We start from the raw sequence: 21,059 nt of genomic DNA on the forward strand, positions 1-21,059 counted from the left end.
GCCCGCCTCGCCCGGGAGGGCGCCGCTAGGAGAGCGCCGCGAAGCCGGTGCAGAGCAGGCGGATGCTCCGGGTGAACTTCTCGTCCTGGCCCACGCGCGGGATCAACGGGCCCATGAGCAGGGGGAACCGCTCGCACAGCTCGGCGTACTGCTCCGCGGTGACGGGCGGTGGCGCCGCCGGCTGGTTCTGCTCCTGGAGCACGAAGCCGGTGACGTGGCTGAGCAGGGTGTCGGCGGCGATGCCGCAGTGCTCGGCGGGGAGGCCGGCGTCGAGGAGGGTGCGCAGCAGGCGTTCCATCAGGGAGAGGGCGCCGGGGCTGAGCACGCCGGGGCTCTCGGCGAGGAGCTGGGCGCCGCCGGGGTGCTGTTTGAGACTCAGGCGCAGGGCGGCGGCCTGGGCCTCGACGCGGTCCTGCCAGGCGGCGGTGGGCGGGAGCGCGGCGAGGGCCTCGGTGCCGGCGTCGTACGCGCTGCGGCAGACCCGGTCGGCCATCAGGGCGAGCAACTCGTCCTTGCCGCGCACGTGGTAGTAGAGGCTGCCCGCGTGGGCGTCCAGGCGGTCGGCGACCTGGCGCATGGACAGGTTCTGGTAGCCGACCTCCGCGAAGACGGCCATGCCCGCATCGACGATGCGCTCCTTGGTGAGCTTCATGCGGTCCACCGTACAACGTTTTCCAACACTGTTCGAAAACTGTGCTAGCTTGACGCCATCAGGTTTTCGAACGGCGTTGGAAAACGTCGGAACCGGGGGGAGGGCCAGACATGGGAGCGATCGTCTTCAACGTGACCACGGCCGCGCTGATGGTCATGATGGTCAACTGCGGGCTCGGCGTCGTCGGCCGCGACACCCTGCGCGGACGGCCGCTCCCGTGGGCGGCGCTCGCCCTGACCGCGCTCGCCGTCGGCGGCGTCCTGCTCCAGCTGCTCTGGTCCGGCGCCATGGACGCGCTCGACGCGGACCCCGCCAAGTCCGGCTGGTGGCGCGAGCTCACCTCGGTGTTCATGCAGAACGGCGGCCTCTTCGGCGGCCTGTGGAACCTCGTCACCCTCGCCGCCGTCGCCGTCCTCGCCCAGTGGTACTGGGGCGGCCCGCTCACCCTCGGCTTCTTCCTCGCCGGCATCCTGCTGCCCGGCCGCGTCGACAGCCTGCTCGGCCTCGGCGGCGGCCCCAGCACCGACCCCCGCAACTTCGCCGGCAGCTCCGGCGCCACCTACTTCCTCGGCGCCACCCTCGCTCTGGCCTTCCTCACCCGCACCCGCCTCCCCAAGGAGCTCGCCCTGGCGGCCGGCGTCCCCGCCCTCGGCCTCGCGATGTGGATCGCCCAGGAGAACGGCCACGGACTCGTCTCCGTCTACGGCTTCGCCCTCGCGGCAGCCGCCTGGGCCGTCCGCCGCCGGCTCCGCCCGGCCGGTGCGTCCCACCCGGCCCCCGGCCGAGCGGCCTGACCCCGAACTGCCTTGTCCTGGAGGCCGGCTAGGGAGTCCGGCCGGCTCCTTCGATGAAGCCGGTCACGCGCTGCGCGTAGGCGTCCGGATGGCTGAGGTGGGGGACGTGCCCGGCTCCCTCGAAGGTGTGGGTCTCGGCCTGCGGCAGGGCCGCGGAGAGCCGGGCGACGATCGCGGCGAACCAGGGCGGGCTCTGCGTCCCCTTCGTCAGCAGGGCGGGCCCGGTGTAGTGGGAGAGGCGGCCGAGGTCGAGGTTGGCCCACTGCGGGTCCGCCTGCTCGTCCGCGAAGGTGGGGGCGTTGGCGACGAAGGTCTCGCGGAGCTGCTCCGGCAGCCGCTCCCAGGCGCCGGGCCCCAGGGCGACCTCCTCCACGAACCGGCGGGCCCCCGCGAGGGCCCGGCCGGCCGCCAGGAGGGCGAGGACGGATTCGATCCTCTCCCCGGTGGCCGCCGTCAGCGGCAGCAGCCCGGGGTCGTCGGCGACGGTGCCCAGGAGCGGGGGCTCGTGGGCGACGAGGCCCCGGAAGAGCTCGGGCCGCCGGGCCGCCAGGCCGAGCGCGGTCGAGGCGCCGAAGGAGTTGCCCGCGACGTACGCCGGCGCGAACCCGAGGGTCTCGATCAGCGCGGCCAGGTCCTCCTCGTCCTCGAACCGGGACCCCTGCCCCGGCGGGCGTTCGCTGCGGCTGTGCCCCCGCCGGTCGTAGGCGAGGACCCGGAACTTCTGCGCGAGGGCGGGCAGGACCGGCCCCCAGCTGCCGTGGTCGCCCCACGAGCCGTGCACCAGGACCAGCGGCTCGCCGTCCCCGTCCACCTCGTAGAAGAGCTCGACCCCGTTCACCGCGACCCGTGGCATGCCGCCCTCCTCACCGACAGGCGGCGGTCGCCGCCGGGGCCATTGAGGCACCCCGGACCCGGCCCCGCAACCGCGACGGGCCCGACACCACGCGTGCGGTCGCCCCGCGCAAGTGGGGCGGATCAAAGCCCTGACGGGACGGAAGCCCATGGACGCGGAAACGACGAAGGCCCGGGCCGCTGAGCGGTCCGGGCCTTCTGCCGGCGGAGGATACGAGATTCGAACTCGTGAGGGGTTGCCCCCAACACGCTTTCCAAGCGTGCGCCCTAGGCCTCTAGGCGAATCCTCCGTGGGAGAGCTTAGTACATGTTTCGGGGTGCTCGCGACCACCTGTCCCGCAGGCGGGAGGGTGGGGGTGGCCTGTGGATCGTTGGGGCGGGGATCCGGTACTGTGGGGGTCAGCCCCTCGTGTGGCGTCATCTCTCTGAACCCCCCCAGGGCCGGAAGGCAGCAAGGGTAAGAGGGCTCTGGCGGGTGCGCGAGGGGTCTTTGCGTTCCCGGGGCCCGGTCGGGGCCGGTCTGGGACGGTCGGCGGGGTGAGGGGCGACGCGTTTGTCGGTCCGTCCCGATATCGTCGGGGGTGTGTCCCTAGCCCTGTACCGCCGCTACCGCCCCGAGACCTTCGCGGAGGTCATCGGGCAGGAGCACGTGACCGCTCCGCTCCAGCAGGCCCTGCGCAACAACAGGGTCAACCACGCGTACCTGTTCAGCGGGCCGCGCGGCTGTGGCAAGACGACGAGCGCGCGCATCCTGGCCCGTTGCCTCAACTGCGAACAGGGGCCGACGCCGACGCCCTGCGGGGAGTGCCAGTCCTGTCGGGACCTCGCGACCGGCGGGCCCGGGTCGATCGACGTGATCGAGATCGACGCCGCCTCGCACGGTGGTGTGGACGACGCGCGCGAGCTGCGCGAGCGGGCGTTCTTCGCGCCGGTGCACAGCCGGTACAAGATCTTCATCCTGGACGAGGCCCACATGGTGACCTCGGCCGGCTTCAACGCGCTGCTGAAGGTGGTCGAGGAGCCGCCGGAGCACCTCAAGTTCATCTTCGCGACCACCGAGCCGGAGAAGGTGATCGGGACGATCCGGTCCCGGACGCACCACTACCCGTTCCGGCTGGTCCCGCCCGGCACGCTGCGCGACTACCTGGCGGAGGTGTGCGGCCGGGAGGGGATCCAGGTCGAGGACACCGTGTTCCCGCTGGTGGTGCGGGCGGGGGCCGGGTCGGTGCGTGACTCGATGTCGGTCATGGACCAGCTGCTGGCCGGGGCCGGCGAGGGCGGCGTGACGTACCAGATGGCCACGGCGCTGCTCGGGTACACCGACTCCGCGCTGCTGGACGAGGTGGTGGACGCCTTCGCCGCGCACGACGGGGCGACGGTGTTCCAGGTGATCGACCGGGTGGTCGAGGGCGGGCACGACCCGCGCCGCTTCGTCACCGACCTGCTGGAGCGGCTGCGCGACCTGGTGATCCTGGCCACCGTGCCGGACGCGGGGGAGAAGGGGCTGATCGACGCCCCGGCCGACCGGGTCGCGGTGATGCAGGCGCAGGCGGACGCGTTCGGCGCGGCCGAGCTGAGCCGGGCCGCCGACCTGGTCAACACCGGGCTGACCGAGATGCGCGGCAACGCGGCGCCCCGGTTGCAGCTGGAGCTGATCTGCGCCCGGGTGATGCTGCCGGGCGCGTACAGCGACGAGCTGTCGTTGCAGGCGCGGATGGACAAGCTGGAGCGACGGGCGTCCGCGGGCGGGTTCGCCGCGCCGATGGCGGTGCCTGGGGGCATGCCGATGGCGGCTCCGATGGCGGCTCCGACGGCGACGCCTCCGATGGCGGTGGCGCCGGTGGCCGAGGTGCCGGTGGCGCCCGCGCCGGTCCAGCCCGCCGCCGTACCGGCCGCGCAGGCCCCCCAGCTCGTACAGGCCGCGCCGCCCGCCGCCGCGCCCGCCGGGCCGGCGCCGGGTGCCTGGCCGATCCCGCGCAGCTTCCCGCCCGCCGGCGGGGCCCCCGCCGCGGCTCCCGCGGCGCCCCCCGTGGCGCCGCCGCAGGCCGCCCCGGCCCCGGCTCCGGCTCCGGCCGCCGCTCCCGTGCCCGCCCCGGCCCCCGCCCCGGTGGCGGCTCCCGGTGGGCAGCCGTCGGCGTCCGCGCAGCAGGGTGCCGCGCAGGTGCGGCAGCTGTGGCCGCAGATCCTGGAGGCGGTGAAGAACCGCCGACGCTTCACCTGGATCCTGCTCAGCCAGAACGGCCAGGTGGCCGGGTTCGACGGCAGTGTGCTCCAGGTGTCCTTCATCAACGCCGGCGCCCGGGACAGCTTCGTCGGCAGCAACAGCGACGACGTGCTGCGCTCCGCGCTGGCCGACGCGCTGGGCGTGGACTGGCGGATCGAGTGCATCATCGACCCGTCCGGCGGCGTCGGCGGCCCGTCCGGCGGTGGCCAGGGTGGCGGCGCACCGGGTGGCGGTGCCCAGGCCGGTGGCGGCTGGGGAGCCCCGGCGGCGCGTCCGGCGGCCGCCGCGCCGTCGATGCCCGCGCCCGCCCCGGCGCCCGTGCAGGCTCCGCCGGTCCAGGCCGCGCCGGCGCCCGTCCAGGCCCCGCCCGTGCAGCCCGCGCCGGTGCAGGCCCCGCCGCCGGTGGCGGCGCAGGCCCGTCCGGTGCGGTCGGTGGCTCCGGAGGACGACGTCCCGGAGGCGGACGACCCGGACCTCAAGGAGGACGTGTTCTCCGGCCAGGAGCTGATCATCCGCGAGTTGGGGGCGACGGTGCTGGAGGAGATCCACCACCAGGGCTCCTGAACCGGCCCCCGGGTCCTCCGGCCCAGGTCTCCGGGCCTACGGGCCCCTGAGCGGACCCTGATCCGGGCCCGATCCGGGGCCCGGACCGGCGGGCAGCACGTAGGCTCGGCGGTGACGGACGAAGCGCCGTACGACAGCCGTGACAGCAAGGAGACAGCCGTGTTCCCCGGTGGTGGCCAGCCCAACATGCAGCAGCTGCTGAAGCAGGCGCAGAAGATGCAGCAGGATCTCGCGAACGCCCAGCAGGAGCTGGCCGAGGCGAAGGTGAGCGGTTCGGCGGGCGGCGGCCTGGTCGAGGCGACGGTGACCGGTGCCGGTGAGCTGGTGGCGCTGAGCATCTCCCCGGCCGCCGTGGACCCGGACGACACCGAGACCCTGGCCGACCTGGTCCTGGCGGCCGTCCGGGACGCCAACCAGACCGCGCAGAAGCTGCAGGCCGAGCGCATGGGCCCGCTGACCCAGGGCCTGGGCGGCGGCGGCATCCCCGGCCTGCCGTTCTGACGTCGTCCAACGGCGGCTTCCAAGGCCAGAAGGTCTGAAGTTCAGACGACAGACCCATGTGATTTATGTGGGAGTCGGGCGTCGGGCGCTGTGTCCGACGCCCGATTCGTTGGATGATGGCACCGGAGCACCACCGGCCGTCCGGCACCACCGGCCCCGGCCGTCCGGCTCCACCAGCTCCGGCTCCACGGGCCACCCGGCCCCACCAGCCACCCGGCTCCACCGGCCGTCCGGCACACCGACCATCCGAGGGAAGGCGCGACGTTGTACGAGGGCGTGGTTCAGGACCTGATCGACGAACTGGGCAGGCTGCCCGGCGTCGGGCCCAAGAGCGCGCAGCGGATCGCCTTCCACGTGCTGCAGTCCGACCCGACGGACGTGCGCCGGCTGGCGCACGCGCTGCTGGAGGTCAAGGACAAGGTCCGCTTCTGCGCGGTCTGCGGCAACGTCGCGGAGGCCGAGCGGTGCCGGGTCTGCCTGGACCCTCGCCGCGACCTCGCCGTCATCTGCGTGGTCGAGGAGCCGAAGGACGTCGTCGCCATCGAGCGCACCCGTGAGTTCCGCGGCCGCTACCACGTGCTGGGCGGCGCGATCAGCCCCATCGAGGGCGTCGGCCCGGACGACCTGCGGATCCGCGAGCTGCTGTCGCGCCTCGCGGACGGCACGGTCACCGAGCTGATCCTGGCCACCGACCCCAACCTGGAGGGGGAGGCGACCGCCACCTACCTGGCCCGGCTCTGCAAGCCGATGGGCCTGAAGGTGACCCGTCTGGCGAGCGGCCTGCCCGTCGGCGGGGATCTGGAGTACGCGGACGAGGTCACCCTCGGCCGCGCCTTCGAAGGGAGACGACTGCTCGATGTCTGACCGGACGATCAACCAGCAGCCCCACACCCCCCACCAGCAGTCCCACGGGGAACCGGGGGCGCACGCCCCGCACGTCCACGGCCACGGCTCGGAGCCGGACGACTTCGCCGTGCAGATCGCCGACTCGGTGGAGAGCTTCGTGCTCGCCGTCACCGAGGTCGCCAAGGGCGACGAGCCCGGCAGTGCGGTCTCGCTGCTGCTCCTGGAGGTCTCGCAGCTGCTGCTGGCCGGCGGCCGGCTGGGCGCGATCGAGGACGTCGTCCCGGAGGACCGGTTCGAGCCGGACACCGGCCCCGAGCCGGACGGTGAGCAGCTGCGCGAGCGCCTCGCCGAGCTGCTCGCGCCGATCGACGTCTACCACGAGGTCTTCGACCCGTACGGTCCGCCGGAGAAGCCCAACGCCTTCCGGATCTCGGACGACCTGGCCGGCGTGGTCAGCGAGCTCCAGCACGGCCTGACCCACTACCGCGAGGGCCGGGTCAGCGAGGCGCTGTGGTGGTGGCAGTTCTCGTACCTCTCCAACTGGGGCACGACCTGCACGGCGGTGCTGCGGGCCCTGCAGTCGCTGATCGCCCACGTCCGGCTGGACAGCCCGATCGGCGCGGCACCGGACGGCGCGGACACCGACGACGACGGGCTCACCGACGAGCAGCTGGAGCAGCAGGCGGGCGACCTGATGGCGGCCGAGCTCGGCCTCGGGCGGTAGTTTCCGGACGGAAATCCGGTGGAAATCCGGCGGATCGCGGGCAGATCGTGGCACGGATCCCGGCACGGATCGCGGGCTGATCGAATGCGCCCTCGGATTGTGACGAATGCCTCAGCGCCCCGGCCGGAAAAGAAATCCGGCCGGATCGCCGTCCCCCGGTCGGGCGATTCTTCGGAGCGGTACCGAATCGCCCGCAGACCTGACGGCGGAGCCGCCCGTACGGCCGCTCACGTGCTGAAACTACCGTCTCACGATATGGAAAGCGCCGGTCGGAGCACCCCTGCTCGGTAGACTGACGACGACCGCACCCCCCTCTCCCCCGGGGGGTACGGGGGCCCGTAGCCCCCGGAAAAGACTTCGAGTCGAGGAGCGCACGTGGGCCTTGTCGTGCAGAAGTACGGCGGCTCATCCGTTGCGGATGCCGAAGGCATCAAGCGCGTGGCCCGCCGAATCGTTGACGCCAAGAAGGCCGGCCATGAGGTCGTCGTCGTGGTGTCCGCGATGGGCGACACGACGGACGAGCTCATCGAACTCGCGGAGCAGGTGTCACCGCTGCCTGCCGGCCGTGAGTTCGACATGCTGCTGACCGCTGGAGAGCGCATCTCCATGGCGCTGCTGGCCATGGCGATCAAATCCCTGGGGCACGAGGCGCAGTCCTTCACGGGCAGCCAGGCCGGTGTCATCACCGACTCCGTGCACAACAAGGCGCGCATCATCGACGTGACGCCCGGTCGCATCCGCACCGCCCTGGACCAGGGCAACATCGCGATCGTGGCCGGCTTCCAGGGCGTCTCCCAGACCAGCAAGGACATCACCACGCTGGGCCGGGGCGGCTCGGACACCACCGCCGTGGCGCTCGCCGCCGCGCTGAAGGCCGAGGTCTGCGAGATCTACACCGACGTGGACGGCGTGTTCACCGCCGACCCGCGCGTGGTGAAGAAGGCCCGCAAGATCGACTGGATCGCCTACGAGGACATGCTGGAGCTGGCCTCGTCGGGTTCCAAGGTGCTGCTCGATCGGTGTGTCGAGTACGCCCGTCGCTACAACATCCCGATTCACGTACGCTCGTCCTTCTCGGGTCTTCCCGGGACGATCGTCAGCAACGACAACCCGAACAAGCCCGAAGGGGGCGAGATGGAGCAGGCCATCATCTCCGGAGTCGCCCACGACACCTCCGAGGCCAAGGTCACCGTCGTCGGCGTGCCCGACAAGCCGGGCGAGGCGGCGCGCATCTTCCGCGCCATCGCCGACGCCGAGGTCAACATCGACATGGTGGTGCAGAACGTCTCCGCCGCGTCGACCGGCCTGACCGACATCTCCTTCACCCTGCCCAAGACCGAGGGCCAGAAGGCCATCGACGCGCTGGGCCGGGTCAAGCAGGGCATCGGCTACGAGTCGCTCCGCTACGACGACGCGATCGGCAAGATCTCGCTGGTCGGCGCCGGCATGCGCTCCAACCCGGGCGTCACGGCGACCTTCTTCGAGGCGCTGTCCGCCGCGGGCGTCAACATCGAGCTGATCTCCACCTCGGAGATCCGCATCTCGGTGGTCACCCGCGCCGACGACGTGCCGGAGGCCGTCCGTGCCGTGCACAGCGCCTTCGGCCTGGACAGCGAGAGCGACGAGGCCGTCGTCTACGGCGGCACCGGGCGATGACCCGGGAACGGAGCGGGAGCACCGGGCGATGACCCGGGCACCGGGCCGGGACGCCGGGCGATGACCCGGCGTCCCAACCTCGCCGTCGTCGGCGCCACCGGCGCGGTCGGCGAGGTGCTGCTCGGGCTGCTCTCCCTCCGCCAGGACGTCTGGGGCGAGGTCCGACTCGTCGCCTCCCCGCGCTCGGCCGGCCGTACGGCGGTGGTGCGCGGGGAGACCGTCGGGGTCGTCCCGCTGGCCGAGGAGGCCTTCGCGGGGATCGACGTCGCGGTCTTCGCCGTCCCCGACCAGGTCTCCGCCCAGTGGGCGCCGATCGCGGCGGCCAAGGGCGTCGTGGTGGTCGACGACTCGGCCGCCTTCCGCACCGCCGAGGACGTGCCGCTGGTCGTCCCGGAGGTCAACGCGGCCGCGCTGCGGATCCGCCCGCGCGGCATCGTCGCCAGTCCGGCCGGCACCACGCTCGCGATGATCGCCGCGGTCGGCGCGCTGCACGCCGAGTACGGGCTGGCGCAGCTCGTGGTCGCCTCCTACCAGGCCGCCGGCGGCGAGGGCCGCGACGGCGAGGCGGCGCTGCGCGCGCAGACCGGGCTGGTGGCGGGCACCGCGGTGGGCCGGCAGACCGGCGACCTGCGCGCGCTGATCGCCGATCAGGGGCCGTTCGCCGCCCCGCTCGCGCTCAACGCCGTGCCCTGGACCGGCGGGCTGCGCGACGGCGGCTGGTCCGCCGAGGAGATGGGCATCCGCGACGAGTCCCGCAAGGTCCTCGGCCTGCCCGCCCTGAAGGTCTCGGCGACCTGCGTCCACATCCCCGTCGTCCGCACCCACGCGCTGGCCGTGCACGCGCGGTTCGAACGCGAGGTCACCCAGGAGCACGCGCAGGAGATCCTGCGGGACGCGCCCGGCGTGGTCCTCTACGACGACCCGGCGGCGGGCGAGTTCCCGACGCCGAACGACGTGGTCGGGACGGACCCGGTCTGGGTCGGGCGGGTCCGGCGGGCGCTGGACGAGCCGGAGGCGCTGGACCTCTTCCTCTGCGGGGACAACCTGCGCAAGGGCGCGGCGCTCAACCTGGTGCAGCTGGCCGAGCTGGTGGCGGCGGAGCTGACGGCGGGAACGCCGACGGATTAGAGAGTGACGGGCCCTCACGGGTTCCGATGTGCCCGCTTGTGTCCACACCTGTGTCCATACCTGTGTTCGCTCCTCGACACAATCTGTCCGGAATCCCGTGGGAATCCCCTGGAGGCCTCTTCAGCCGATGCGGAAGAATGGGCCCCGGGCTGGGCAACCATGACAGGGGATCGAGTGTCCAACGTGCGTGGCGAACGTGATGGTGGGGGCAAGGGCGGGCATCCCGGCGAGAGCCGCGGTGTCCTTCCCCTCGCGCGCCCCGAGGCCTGCGAGTAGGCCGGAAGAAGACCAGATGACGGCGGCCGCACCCGGTGCGGCGGACTCCGGTGCCGGTACCGACGCGGGTACCAGCGAGGACCTGCTCACCGCGACCTACCAGGCGCACTACCGCTCGCTGCTGCGGCTCGCCGCGCTGCTTCTCGACGACCTCTCGACCTGCGAGGACGTCGTCCAGGAGGCGTTCATCCGGGTGCACGCCGCCCGGCGCCGGGTGCGCGAGCCCGAGAAGACCCTGGCGTACCTGCGGCAGACGGTCGTCAACCTGTCCCGCTCCACGCTGCGCCGCCGCATCCTCGGGCTGCGACTGCTGCCGAAGCCCATGCCTGACATGGCCAGTGCAGAAGAAGGTGCTTACGATGCCCTGGAGCGCGACCAGTTGAAGGCCGCGCTGCGTGGTCTGCAACGCCGTCAGCGGGAGGTTCTGGTGCTGCGTTACTTCGTGGACATGACGGAGGCGCAGGTCGCCGAGACCCTGGGCATCTCGCTCGGCTCGGTGAAGGCCTACGGCTCGCGCGGGCTCGCCGCCCTGCGCGTCCAGATGGCGGCCGGACATGGCTGAGGCGGACGGCGACCGACGGCGGCCGGCGGACGGCACTCCGGAGGCGGGCGGGCCTGAGGTGAACGGACCCGGGACGCCCGGGGCGAACGAGCCCGGGGCGACCGGGCTCGGGGCGACCGGGCTCGGCGCTTCCAGAGCGAGCGGGCCCGGGGCCGAGGCCCCGGAGGAGCTGCTGTCCCTGTCCACCGAGGAACGGGCGGTGCGCGAGCTGCTGCACGGCGCCGTTTCCGGCATCCAGCCCGCGGCCGGCGGGCTGCCGCGGATCCGGCGGGCGGTGCCCCGCCGCCGGGCCGCCCGGCGCGGTGCCTGGACCGGGGCGGCCGCGCTCGCCTTCGTCGTCGCGATCGGCCTGCCCGTCCTGCACGAGGGGGAGCACCTCGGGCTCTCCGGCGGCCCCGGCTCGGCCGACGCCAAGAGCCCGGCCGCCACCTCGCCCAGCGGCACCGCCGGGACGACCGGCGGCACCGGGGCGGCCTCGCACGCGAACCCGAGCGGCCCCGGCGACACCACCCCGCCGCCCGGTACGGCCTCGGCCCCGCACAGCCCCGGCGGCGGGCAGGCGAGCACCGACGGCGGCGTCGCGCCCAGCGGGACCTCCGGCGCCGGTGACGGCGGCATCGTCCCGCTCTGCACCCGGACGGACCTCGGTGAGGGCCTCGCCCAGGTCGGCACGGCCGACGGCGACGGGCGGATCTACGGCTCGTTCACCGTCTACAACGTGTCCGGGCGCAGCTGTCGGCTCGGCGGGCCGGGCTCGGTGGCGGTCACCGCCGTCAGCGGCGGCGACCGCGGCCGCATCCGCACCGCCGACCACGCCCCGGGCGACCCGGCCGCCGGCCTGCCCGCGATGGACGGGGAGCCGCCGGTGCTCGCACCGCGGGCCGGGTACCGGGTGCCGTTCGCCTGGGTCCCCGACCAGACCTGTACCGGCTCGGGCACCCTGAGCACCCCGTCGAACAGCGTCAACCAGGTGGCCCTGCGCTCGGACGTCCCCGCCGCCGAGTCCGGCGCCCCGGCCTCCGTCCCCACCAGTGAGGTCAGCGCCAACCCGCCGGCCTCCTCGTCCCCGTCGGCGGGCCCCACCACGGCCCCCAGCCCGACCGCGACGCCGACCGGCAACCCGACCACCGCGCCGCCCGCCGTGACCATCGCCCACACCCCCGCCCCCGGCAGCCCGGCGGCCGCCACGGCGACCCTGCCGGTGGCGTGCAGCGGCACCGTCTACCGCGGCGGCGTCCAGGGGCTGGGCGGCCCGGCGCCGCAGCCGTCGGGCTCACCGACGGCTCGGTGACGACGGCCTGAGCGTGGCCGCCGATGTAGAGGAGGGGCCGGGGCGACCGGTCGGAGGCGGCCGTGTTCGGGGCCCGGGGGACGGGGCGGGTGTGAGGAGTGGATACCGTGGGGGTGTGTACCGGTTCCTCCTGACTCCGCGCTGGCTCGGCGGCACCGTCGTGGCCGTGGCGGCCGTGGCGGTCTGCCTGTGGCTGGGTTCCTGGCAGCTCGGCCGCTTCGAGGACCGGGTGTCCACGCACCAGGAGGCCAAGCAGGCGGTCACCGCTTCGGGTGACGCCCGGCCGATCGACGCGCTGCTCAACCAGGCGACCCCGCAGGTGAGCACGGAAACCGTCGGCAGGACCGTCACGGTGACCGGCAGCTACGACGGCGAGCACCAACTGCTCGTCCCCAACCGCGTGGTGGACGGCAAGCAGGGCTACTACGTGCTCACCCCGCTGCGCACCGCCGACGGACACGCCGTCGCCGTGGTGCGCGGCTGGTCGGCCGGGGACCCGGCTGTCGCCGGGCCGCCGCCGGGCGGAGAGGTGACGGTGACCGGGCGCCTCCAGGCCAACGAGTCGGTGGGCAGCAACGGCGCGGTGGCGGGCGGTCTGCCCGCCGGGCAGCTCGGCATGATCAACCGGGCCTCGCTGCTGAACGTGCTGGAGTACGACGGCTGGTACGACGGCTGGGTGGCCGCCGACGACGCGCCCGCCGGGCTGGCCTCCGTACCGACCGTGCAGCCGCAGGGCGGCGACGGGCTCACCCTGCGCGCGTTCCAGAACCTGGGCTACACCCTGGAGTGGTTCGTCTTCGGCGGGTTCGTGGTCTTCATGTGGTACCGCCTGGTGCGCCGGGAGGCGGAGGCGGAGCAGGACCGGGCCCTCGGGCTGGACCCGGTCCTGGACTGACCGGCGGCGCCTTGACGCCGACCCCGGCTCGGCGCTCGGCCGCCCCGGCTCAGCGCTTGGTCGGCAGGGCCGGTGCCGGTGTCGGCTTGACCGCCGGCGGGGGTGTCGTCGGCGTCGGCGTCTGTGGGGGGAGCAGCGGCTGGGTCGGGGTCGACGAGCCGGTGGGCAGCGGCGTCGGGTCGCTGTGGCAGTGGCCGTTGCCGTTGCCGCCGCTGCCGTTGTGGTCGTCGGAGTCGTAGTGGTCGATGTGGTGGTGCACGCTGCGACCGGTCTTGGAGCCCTTGGACCCCGACCCCTTCGAACCGGACGAGCCGCTCTTGCCGCCCCCCTTGGCGAGCTGGACCGAGTCGCCCCCGTCCGCGGGCGGCGTGTACACCGCCCGTACGACGGCCGCCCCCGGACCCGCCGCGCCCGCCTTGGTCGCGGTGCCGGCGTGCGGCACGGCGGGCGGCGCGGCAGGCGGTGTGGCGCCGGCGGGCGGCGTCGCGGCGGCGGTCGGTGACGCGGGCACGGCCGGCGCGGGCGCGACGGCCGAGGAGCTCGGTACCGGCGGGCCGGTCGGGGGCGGGCAGGACGCGGTGTTCCGCTGTGAGCCCGAGCAGCCGGTGAGCACCAGGGCCCCGGCGACCGCCACCCCCGCGAGCATCAGCAGGCGTCTCACGCAGCCCCTCCGTCTCCGTCACGCCCGGCCGTGCCCAGGTGCCGCCGCACGAAGTCGATCTCCAGTCGCAGCTGCTTGATCCGCTCCTCCACCACCAGCGAGCCGTGCCCGGCGTCGAAGCGGTACACCTCGTGCGGCTTGCCGAGCCGCTCCAGCCGCTCGACGTAGTTGTCGATCTGCCGGATCGGGCAGCGCGGGTCGTTGACCCCGGCGCTGATGTAGACCGGCACCCGCACCCGCTCGACGTAGGTCAGCGGCGAGGAAGCGGTGAAGCGCTCCGGGACCTCCTCCGGGGTGCCGCCGAAGAGCGTGCGGTCCAGCGACTTGAGCGCCTCCATCTCGTCGGCGTACGCGGTGTGGTAGTCCGCGACCGGGACGGCGGCGAGGCCGAGGGCCCAGTCGTCGGGCTGGACGCCGAGGCCGAGCAGGGTCAGGTAGCCGCCCCAGCTGCCGCCGGTGAGGACCAGCCGGGCCGGGTCGGCGAGGCCGCTGTCGACGGCCCAGGCGCGGACCGCCGCGATGTCCTCCAGCTCGATCAGGCCGACCCGCTCGTGCAGCGCGTCCGTCCAGGCCTGGCCGTAGCCGGTCGAGCCGCGGTAGTTGACCCGGACCACCGCGAAGCCGTGGTCCAGCCAGGCGGCCGGACCGGCGGCGAAGGAGTCGCTGTCGTGGTGCGTCGGGCCGCCGTGGATCTCGAACACGGTCGGGTACGGGCCCTGCGCGGGCGTCGCCGGCCGCTGCACCAGGGCGTGCACCCGCCCGCCGGGCCCGTCCACCCAGACGTCCTCGACCGGCACCGAACCGGGCGGCACCGCGCCGGGCGCCCGCAGCACGACCGTCCCGGCGGTGGAGCGGACGGCGGAGGGCTCGGCGGCGGAGGACCACAGGTACTCGACGGTGCCGTCCGGACGGGCGGTGGCGCCGCTGACGGTGCCGCGCGGGGTCTCCAGGCGGGTCAGCCGGCCGTCGGCGAGCGCGTACGAGAACAGCTCGCTGCGCGCCTCGTACTCGTGCTCCACCAGCAGTGCCTCGGCGCCGGGGCGCCACTGCGCGGAGACGTCGCCGGGCAGCTCGCGGCCCTGCTCGTCGCGCAGCGGGAGGGCGGTCTCGGCGCCGGTGGCGACGTCCCAGATCATCGGCTCCCAGCGGCCGGTGCGCTGGTGGGCGACCAGCAGGCGGGTGTCGCCCTCGACCGGGGCGAAGCCCAGGCAGGCGACGCCGCGCGGCTCGTCCCGGCCGGTGACCTCGTCCAGCTCGGCGACGGTCTCGACGCCGCCGTCGGCGGTGATGCGCACGACCCGGATCGCGGAGTGCATCGCGTCGCCGTGCTCGGTGTGGTCGATGGCGAGCAGGGTGCTGTCGTGGCTGAGGTCGCCGATGCCGCCGTACTCCTCGTGCCGGTAGACCTCGACCGGCACGGCGGCGCCGGGGCGGCGCAGGTGCAGGGTGGTGCCGTCCTCGTCGGTCGAGCGGCCGACCACCACGGTGCCGTCGCGGCCCAGGGCCAGGCCGGCCGAGTAGGAGGCGGCGAGGCCGGGCACGGCCTCCTCGTCGGGGCCGCCCGCGAACGGCTGGCGGCGCCAGACGCCGAACTCGTCGCCGTCGTGGTCGTCGAACCACCAGACCCAGTCGCCGTCGGGGGACAGCTCGGCGTCGGTGGTGCCGTTCGGACGGTCGGTGACCCGACGGTGGGCGCCGGTGGTGCGGTCCCAGGCGTAGACCTCGTAGGTGCCGGTCGCGTTGGACACGTACAGCGACCGGTCGGGGGCGTCCTCGGCCCAGTCGGGCAGCGACACCCGGGCCGCCCTGAACCGCTGCTCCCACGCCGGTACGGCGCTCTTCTCCTCGCTCATCCGACCATCCAACCCGATCGGGGGGAGGGAAGGGAACGGGCGGGTGGGCTTCGGCCCACCCGCCCCGTGCCGCCGGGGTGGCGGCGGGGTGCCGGCGCAGGTGTCGCCGTGCGCGGCGGCCGGGGCGTCCACGAACGCCCGGCCCGGGGCCCGGGTTCCGTGGGGCCGGGGCGGGTGGCCGGGACCATGCCGGGGTCAGCCCTCGTGCGGCACTTCGTGCAGCGCTTCGTGCGCTCGGTGCGCTCGGTGCGCTTCGGCCGCTCCGTGGGCCCCGTGTGCTCCGCGCGGCAGGAACCGGACCAGGCCCACGAGCACCAGCTCCAGCACCGCCAGGGCCAGGACGCTGCGGCCGAAGGCGGCGGCCGGGTCGCCGGCGCCGTAGTAGACCAGGCCGATCAGTGCGATCCCGAGCGCCCCGCCGACCTGCTGCACGGTGGACACCACCCCGGCCGCGGAGCCGGCCAGCCGGGGCTCGACGCCGGCCAGGACCACCGAGGTCACCGGGGCGATCACCAGGCCCATGCCGAGGCCGTCCACGAACAGCCCGGGCGCCAGCCACCGGACGCCGCCGTCCGCGGCGCCGTACGCGGTGAGGGCCAGCAGGCCCAGCCCGAGGGCCATCAGCAGCCCGCCGAGGGCGATGGTGCGGCGCTCGCCGAGGCGGGCGGTGACGCGGTGGGTGGTGTTGGAGGTGATCAGGTAGCCCAGGCCGATCGCGGTGAAGACCAGTCCGGCGCCCAGCGCGTCCAGGCCGCGGCCGAACTGGAGGTGCAGGGCGAGCACCAGGAAGAAGGAGCCCTGGCCGAGCCAGAAGGCGAGTTGGGCGAGCAGGCCGGCGCTGAAGGCGCGGTCGCGGAAGAGCCGGGTGTCGACCAGCGGGGTGGTCGCGGTGGTGGCCGTGGCGGCGGTGGTGGTGGCGGCGGTGGTGGCGCGGTGCTGGTGCACGGCGAAGACGGCCAGCAGGGCGAGCGAGCCGCCCAGGCAGAGCCCGGTCCACAGCGGCCAGTGCAGCTGGGGGCCCTGGATCAGCGGCAGCACCAGGCCGGTCAGCGCGGTGGTGACCAGCAGCACGCCCACCGGGTCCAGGCCGGGCCGCTGCGGGGCGCGGGACTCCGGCAGGCTCCGGCGGACCAGCGGGAGGGCGGCCAGTCCGATCGGCAGGTTGATCAGGAAGCAGCTGCGCCAGCCGAGGCCGAAGAGGTCAGCGCGGATCAGCAGCCCCCCGATCAGCTGGCCGAACACCGCGCCGACGCCCATGGTCAGCCCGTACCGGGCGAAGGCCCGAGCCTGGGCGGCTCCGCTGAACGCGGTCCGCAGGATCGCCAGCACCTGCGGACCCATCAGCGCCGCCGACAGGCCCTGCGCCACCCGGGCGCCGACCAGCGCGGCCGCCGTGGGGGCGAGGCCGCAGGCGGTGGAGGCGAGGGTGAAGAGGGCCAGGCCGAGCCCGAACACCCGGCGGCGGCCGTACCGGTCGCCGAGGCGGCCGGCGGTGACCAGGCCGGCCGCGAGGGCCAGGCTGAAGCCGGCCATCACCCACTGGACGGCGGCCGGGCCGGCGCCGAGGTCGCCCTGGAGGGAGGGGAGGGCGACGTTGACGACGAAGATGTCGAGGGCGGTCATGAAGGTGGCGGTCAGGATGACCGGCAGCAGCCCCTTGGGGGCCGTCGGCGCCGTTGCCTCTGTCTCGGCCTCGGTGGGCCGCCGGGTGTTCAGTGAGGTGCTCATCTCGGGCTCTCCTCAAGGGTGTTGGCGACCCAAGCGGGTCGGCGGCCGGTGCCGAGGGGCGGGCGCGGTGGGGTGCGTCCCGCCCCTCGGCCGGGGCGGCGGTCCGCGGGGTCAGGCGCCCGGCACGCGGTCGAGGAAGCCGTACACCGCGCCGATCCGGCCGTCCGGGGTGGCCGCCAGCACGTCGAAGCCGATCACCACCGGCTCCGCGCCGGCCGGGCCCAGGTTCCAGGTGAAGCGGGCGACGTCGTGGTGCGCGTCGACCGGGCCGAGGGTGAACTCCAGCCCCGGGAACTGGGCCTGGGCGGCGCCGATCAGCGCGTCGATCGCGTCCCGGCCGGTGACGGCGGCCAGCGGGTCGGTGTAGCGGCCGTCCTCGGCCCACACCTCGTCGACCAGCTTGCGGCGGGCCGCCGGGTCGGTCTCGTTCCACACCGCGAGGTAGCGCTCGGCGAGCTGCTGGAGGGCGGCGGTGGTGATCTCGGTCATCGTCATCTCCCGTGTTCCGGTGGGTGGTTGGCCGGATTGTTCCCGGTGCTCACCACGGTAGGGACGGGCGGCCGACGGCGAATCCGTCACGTATGGGTATGGGGGTACGTAGCCTCCGCGGAGGCGTACCGGTGCCGTGGTCGGCAGTGGTGCGCGGCCCTGCTGGGTAGGGTCGGGGCATGCTGTACGGGAGGGAAGGCGAACAGGCCGCCGTGGACGGGCTGTTGGACGGGGTGCGGGCCGGACGCAGCGGAGTGCTGCTGCTCCGGGGCGAGGCCGGCATCGGCAAGACCGCGCTGCTGGACGACGCCGTCGCGCGGGCGGGGGAGGCGTTCCGGGTCGTCCGGGCGGCCGGCGTCGAGTACGAGGCCGAGCTGCCGTACGCCGGGCTGAGCCTGCTGCTCGCGCCCGGCCTGGCCCGGCTGGACGTCCTGCCGGGCCCGCAACGGCGGGCGCTGGAGGCGGCGTTCGGGCTCTCCGACGACGAGCGGATGGGCGACGACCGGGCGGGCGACCGGGCAGGCGACGGCGGCGGTGCGGGCGGCGGTGGGGCGGGCGCCGACCGGCTGCTGGTCGGGCTCGCCACGCTCGGCCTGCTCGCCGAACTCGCCGCCGACCGGCCGCTGTTGTGCGTCATCGACGACGTGCAGTGGCTGGACCGGGCCTCCCTGGACGCCCTGCTGCTGGCCGCCCGGAGGCTCCAGGCCGAGGGGGTCGCCCTGCTGCTCGCCGCCCGCACCGGCGGCCCGTCCGGGGCCGGCGGCAGCCCGGCGGAGCGCCCGCTGGGCCTGCCCGAACGGCAGGTGACCGGCCTGTCCGAGGCCGACGCCACCCGGCTGCTGGCCCGGCGGGTCGGCCCCGACCTGCCGTCCACCGTCCGCGACCGGCTGCTCGCCGAGGCGGCCGGCAACCCGCTCGCGCTCACCGAACTCCCGGTCGCCGCCGGGCCGCAGCCACCGGCACCGGGCGGCCTGCCGCTCACCAGCCGGCTGCTGATCGCCTTCCATGGCCAGGTCACCGGCCTGCCCGCGGCCACCCAGACACTGCTGCTGGTCGCCGCCACCGAGGAGGGCGGGGCACTGGACGTCGTCCTGCCCGCCGCGGCCGCCCTCGGCGTCACCGCCGAACACCTCGCGCCCGCCGAGGCGTCCGGCCTGGTGACGGTCACGGCCGACCGCTGGATCGCCTTCCGGCACCCGCTGCTGCGCTCCGCGATCCTCCAACGGGCGCCGCACCACCAGAAGACGGCGGTCCACCGGGCCGTCGCCGGCGCGCTGCCGGACGGCGACCGCCGCACCTGGCACCTCGCCCTCGCCGCCACCGCCCCTGACGCCGGCCTCGCCGACGCGCTGGAGCGCACCGCCGTCCGCGCCGGGCGCCGCGGCGGCCACGGCGGCGCCGCCGCGTACGAGCGCGCCGCCCGCCTCACCCCGGACCGCGACGGCGCCACCCGCCGGCTCGTCCTGGCCGCCGAAGCCGCCACCGAGGAAGGCGAGTTGGTACGGGCCGAGGCGCTCGCCGACGAGGCCTCCGGCCGTACCGACAACATCCTGGCGCACGCCCTGCTCGACCAGGTCCGGGCCACCGCCCACTTCTGGCGCGGCTCCTACCCGACCGCCCACCGGCTGCTGCTCGACGCCGCCGGCACCGACATCGACCCGCCGTACGCCGCCCGGATGCTGCTCCAGGCCTTCCATGCCGCCTGGTACGCGGGGGAGGAGCCGGTGGCCGCCGTCCTGGACCGCCTGGCGGTCCTGCCGCTCGCCGCCGACGACCCCCTCGCCCCGCTCGCCCGCCACCTGCCCGCGGCGGTCCTGCCCGCGCTCGGCCGCCCCGCCGGCCCGCTGCCGCCCGTCCGGGAGGCCGCCGAGGCCGCCCGCCGGGCCGGGGCCGAGAGCCCGGTCGACCTCGTCCAGCTGTGCGGCGCCACCCTGGTCCTCGGACGCGACGAGGAGACCGCCGAACTCGCCGCCGAACTGGTCGCCGAGGCCCGCGCCAAGGGCACCGTCGGCGTGATGCCCACCCTGCAGTTCTTCCTCGCCGAGGCCGAACTCTTCCACGGCCGCCACCGCGACGCCGAACTCACCGCCACCGAAGGCCTCGGCCTCGCCCGGGACACCGGCCAGCACCAGTGGGTCAGCCAACTCACCGCGCTGCTCGCCCACCTGGCCGCGCTCGACGGCCGCACCGACCACTGCGCCGAACTCGCGGCCGCCGCCCTCGCCACCACCGGCCCGCAGACCGCCGCCCCCGCCGCCGGCCAGGCCTGGGCCCAGTGGGCGCTCGCCCTGCGCGACCTCGGCCAGGGCCGCGCCGGCGACGCCGCCGACCGGCTGCACACCCTCACCACCGGCCCGCACCGCCACCACGTCAGCGCCACCCGGGCCGTCCCCGACCTCGTCGAGGCCGCCGTCCGCCTCGGCACCCCCGAACGCGCCGCCGAAGCCTACGAACGCTTCGCCCGCTGGACGGCCGCCGCCGACCGCCCCTGGGCCGACGCCCTCCGGCTGCGCTGCCAGGCCCTGCTCGGCCCCGACGAACTCGCCGAGACCACCTACCGCGCCGCCCTCTCCCGGCACGAAACGGCCCACCGCCCCTTCGAACAGGCCCGCACCGCCCTCCTCTACGGCGAATGGCTCCGCCGCACCCGCCGCCGGACCGACGCCCGCCCCCACCTGCGCGCCGCCCTGGAGACCTTCGACCGCCTCGCCGCCCACCCCTGGGCCGCCCGCGCCCGCACCGAACTCTCCGCCACCGGCACCCCGGCCCCCACCCCGGCCGCCCCCACCGGCACCCCCCGGTCCCCCCTCACCCCCCAGGAACTCCAGATCGCCCGCCTCGCCGCCCAGGGCCTCACCAACCGCGACATCGCCGCCCAGCTCTTCCTCAGCCCCCGCACCGTCGCCCACCACCTCTACAAGGCCTACCCCAAGCTCAACATCACCTCCCGCACCGAACTCGCCACCACCCTCTGACGGCCCGGCCCCGGCGACGGCGGCGCGGCCGCGGAGCCCCGGACGCACCGGCGCTGTCCGTACGGGGAGTTGGCCTTGCCCGCAGCGCGGCTCGCCCGGCGGCCGGGGCGGGGCGTCGTGCGCGCGGTGGGGCCTGCCTGCGGTCGGCCGGTGGAGGTCGCGGACGGCACCCGGGCGTCGGACCCGGCTGAGGAGTGGTCACCCAGCCGGTCGCGCACAACGACAGAGGGCCTGCCGGATTTCTCCGGCAGGCCCTCTGCAGTGGGTCGGGGTGGCGGGATTTGAACCCACGGCCTCTTCGTCCCGAACGAAGCGCGCTACCAAGCTGCGCCACACCCCGGTCTTGCGGTTTGTCGCTCCGTCTCCTTCGCGACGAGTAGAACTCTAC

17 protein-coding genes, 2 tRNA genes and 1 other RNA gene are annotated in these 21,059 nt (G+C 74.9%); 12 read left to right on the forward strand and 8 right to left on the reverse strand.

Annotated elements, in window-relative coordinates; genetic code table 11:
• Positions 1 to 25 precede the first annotated feature (25 nt).
• Entirely contained in the window at positions 26 to 652 is a 627-nt protein-coding gene (locus ACFVXH_RS11405; RefSeq protein WP_387822421.1) for a TetR/AcrR family transcriptional regulator, read from the reverse strand.
• A 110-nt stretch (positions 653 to 762) separates the two neighbouring features.
• Between ACFVXH_RS11405 and ACFVXH_RS11410 the strand changes: the two genes are divergently transcribed.
• Positions 763 to 1,446 carry a hypothetical protein gene (locus ACFVXH_RS11410; protein ID WP_387822424.1) on the forward strand — a complete coding sequence of 228 codons (684 nt, stop codon included), beginning with the start codon at positions 763 to 765 and terminating at the stop codon, positions 1,444 to 1,446.
• 28 nt (positions 1,447 to 1,474) lie between these two features.
• Here ACFVXH_RS11410 and ACFVXH_RS11415 read toward each other — a convergent pair whose 3' ends face one another.
• Both ACFVXH_RS11415 and ACFVXH_RS11420 read right to left on the reverse strand, forming a co-directional pair.
• A complete protein-coding gene (locus tag ACFVXH_RS11415; RefSeq protein WP_387822427.1) occupies positions 1,475 to 2,299 on the reverse strand; it encodes an alpha/beta fold hydrolase in 825 nt (274 codons plus the stop codon).
• A 204-nt stretch (positions 2,300 to 2,503) separates the two neighbouring features.
• A tRNA-Ser gene (locus tag ACFVXH_RS11420) sits at positions 2,504 to 2,588 on the reverse strand.
• 111 nt (positions 2,589 to 2,699) lie between these two features.
• Between ACFVXH_RS11420 and ffs the strand changes: the two genes are divergently transcribed.
• The 10 genes from ffs to ACFVXH_RS11470 all read left to right on the forward strand — a co-directional run bounded on the left by ffs (position 2,700) and on the right by ACFVXH_RS11470 (position 12,965).
• An RNA gene (ffs, locus tag ACFVXH_RS11425) (signal recognition particle sRNA small type) lies at positions 2,700 to 2,790 on the forward strand.
• Between the two features lie 91 nt (positions 2,791 to 2,881).
• Positions 2,882 to 5,086 (forward strand): DNA polymerase III subunit gamma and tau, encoded by a 2,205-nt coding sequence (locus ACFVXH_RS11430; protein ID WP_387822430.1) that lies wholly within the window; start codon positions 2,882 to 2,884, stop codon positions 5,084 to 5,086.
• 159 nt (positions 5,087 to 5,245) lie between these two features.
• Positions 5,246 to 5,587: a YbaB/EbfC family nucleoid-associated protein gene (locus tag ACFVXH_RS11435; RefSeq protein ID WP_074001802.1), complete on the forward strand. Its 342-nt coding sequence runs from the start codon at positions 5,246 to 5,248 to the stop codon at positions 5,585 to 5,587.
• A gap of 264 nt (positions 5,588 to 5,851) precedes the next feature.
• Positions 5,852 to 6,451 (forward strand): recombination mediator RecR, encoded by a 600-nt coding sequence (gene recR, locus ACFVXH_RS11440; protein ID WP_049658152.1) that lies wholly within the window; start codon positions 5,852 to 5,854, stop codon positions 6,449 to 6,451.
• The gene (locus ACFVXH_RS11445) at positions 6,444 to 7,157 is read left to right on the forward strand and encodes a DUF5063 domain-containing protein (RefSeq protein WP_241852803.1); all 714 of its coding nucleotides are present in this window, start codon (positions 6,444 to 6,446) and stop codon (positions 7,155 to 7,157) included. The genes recR and ACFVXH_RS11445 overlap by 8 nt, the downstream gene beginning before the upstream one ends.
• Positions 7,158 to 7,532: 375 nt before the next feature.
• Positions 7,533 to 8,813: an aspartate kinase gene (locus tag ACFVXH_RS11450; RefSeq protein ID WP_074001801.1), complete on the forward strand. Its 1,281-nt coding sequence runs from the start codon at positions 7,533 to 7,535 to the stop codon at positions 8,811 to 8,813.
• 60 nt (positions 8,814 to 8,873) lie between these two features.
• Positions 8,874 to 9,941: an aspartate-semialdehyde dehydrogenase gene (locus ACFVXH_RS11455; protein ID WP_117488551.1), complete on the forward strand. Its 1,068-nt coding sequence runs from the start codon at positions 8,874 to 8,876 to the stop codon at positions 9,939 to 9,941.
• A 292-nt stretch (positions 9,942 to 10,233) separates the two neighbouring features.
• Positions 10,234 to 10,779, forward strand: a complete 546-nt coding sequence (locus tag ACFVXH_RS11460) for a SigE family RNA polymerase sigma factor (RefSeq protein WP_049658157.1) — start codon at positions 10,234 to 10,236, stop codon at positions 10,777 to 10,779.
• Positions 10,772 to 12,070, forward strand: coding sequence for a hypothetical protein (locus ACFVXH_RS11465; protein WP_387822437.1), 1,299 nt, complete (start codon positions 10,772 to 10,774; stop codon positions 12,068 to 12,070). Before ACFVXH_RS11460 ends, ACFVXH_RS11465 begins: the two co-directional genes overlap by 8 nt.
• A gap of 115 nt (positions 12,071 to 12,185) precedes the next feature.
• Positions 12,186 to 12,965 carry an SURF1 family protein gene (locus ACFVXH_RS11470; RefSeq protein WP_049661142.1) on the forward strand — a complete coding sequence of 260 codons (780 nt, stop codon included), beginning with the start codon at positions 12,186 to 12,188 and terminating at the stop codon, positions 12,963 to 12,965.
• A gap of 49 nt (positions 12,966 to 13,014) precedes the next feature.
• Here the strand turns inward: ACFVXH_RS11470 and ACFVXH_RS11475 are convergent, their stop codons facing one another.
• The 4 genes from ACFVXH_RS11475 to ACFVXH_RS11490 form a co-directional block, all read right to left on the reverse strand.
• Positions 13,015 to 13,626: a hypothetical protein gene (locus ACFVXH_RS11475; RefSeq protein ID WP_387822440.1), complete on the reverse strand. Its 612-nt coding sequence runs from the start codon at positions 13,624 to 13,626 to the stop codon at positions 13,015 to 13,017.
• Positions 13,623 to 15,479, reverse strand: coding sequence for a S9 family peptidase (locus tag ACFVXH_RS11480; protein ID WP_375877592.1), 1,857 nt, complete (start codon positions 15,477 to 15,479; stop codon positions 13,623 to 13,625). The genes ACFVXH_RS11475 and ACFVXH_RS11480 overlap by 4 nt, the downstream gene beginning before the upstream one ends.
• Before the next feature lie 195 nt (positions 15,480 to 15,674).
• Positions 15,675 to 17,207 (reverse strand): MFS transporter, encoded by a 1,533-nt coding sequence (locus ACFVXH_RS11485; protein WP_387822443.1) that lies wholly within the window; start codon positions 17,205 to 17,207, stop codon positions 15,675 to 15,677.
• A gap of 111 nt (positions 17,208 to 17,318) precedes the next feature.
• Positions 17,319 to 17,696 carry a nuclear transport factor 2 family protein gene (locus ACFVXH_RS11490; RefSeq protein WP_117491817.1) on the reverse strand — a complete coding sequence of 126 codons (378 nt, stop codon included), beginning with the start codon at positions 17,694 to 17,696 and terminating at the stop codon, positions 17,319 to 17,321.
• Positions 17,697 to 17,875: 179 nt separating this feature from the next.
• Between ACFVXH_RS11490 and ACFVXH_RS11495 the strand changes: the two genes are divergently transcribed.
• The gene (locus ACFVXH_RS11495; protein WP_387822447.1) at positions 17,876 to 20,671 is read left to right on the forward strand and encodes an AAA family ATPase; all 2,796 of its coding nucleotides are present in this window, start codon (positions 17,876 to 17,878) and stop codon (positions 20,669 to 20,671) included.
• Positions 20,672 to 20,937: 266 nt separating this feature from the next.
• On the opposite strand, the gene ACFVXH_RS11500 is transcribed toward ACFVXH_RS11495, so the two are convergent.
• Positions 20,938 to 21,011, reverse strand: a tRNA-Pro gene (locus tag ACFVXH_RS11500).
• Positions 21,012 to 21,059 lie beyond the last annotated feature (48 nt).

The organism is Kitasatospora sp. NPDC058184 (genome assembly GCF_042883725.1).
Classification (GTDB): Bacteria; Actinomycetota; Actinomycetes; order Streptomycetales; family Streptomycetaceae; genus Kitasatospora.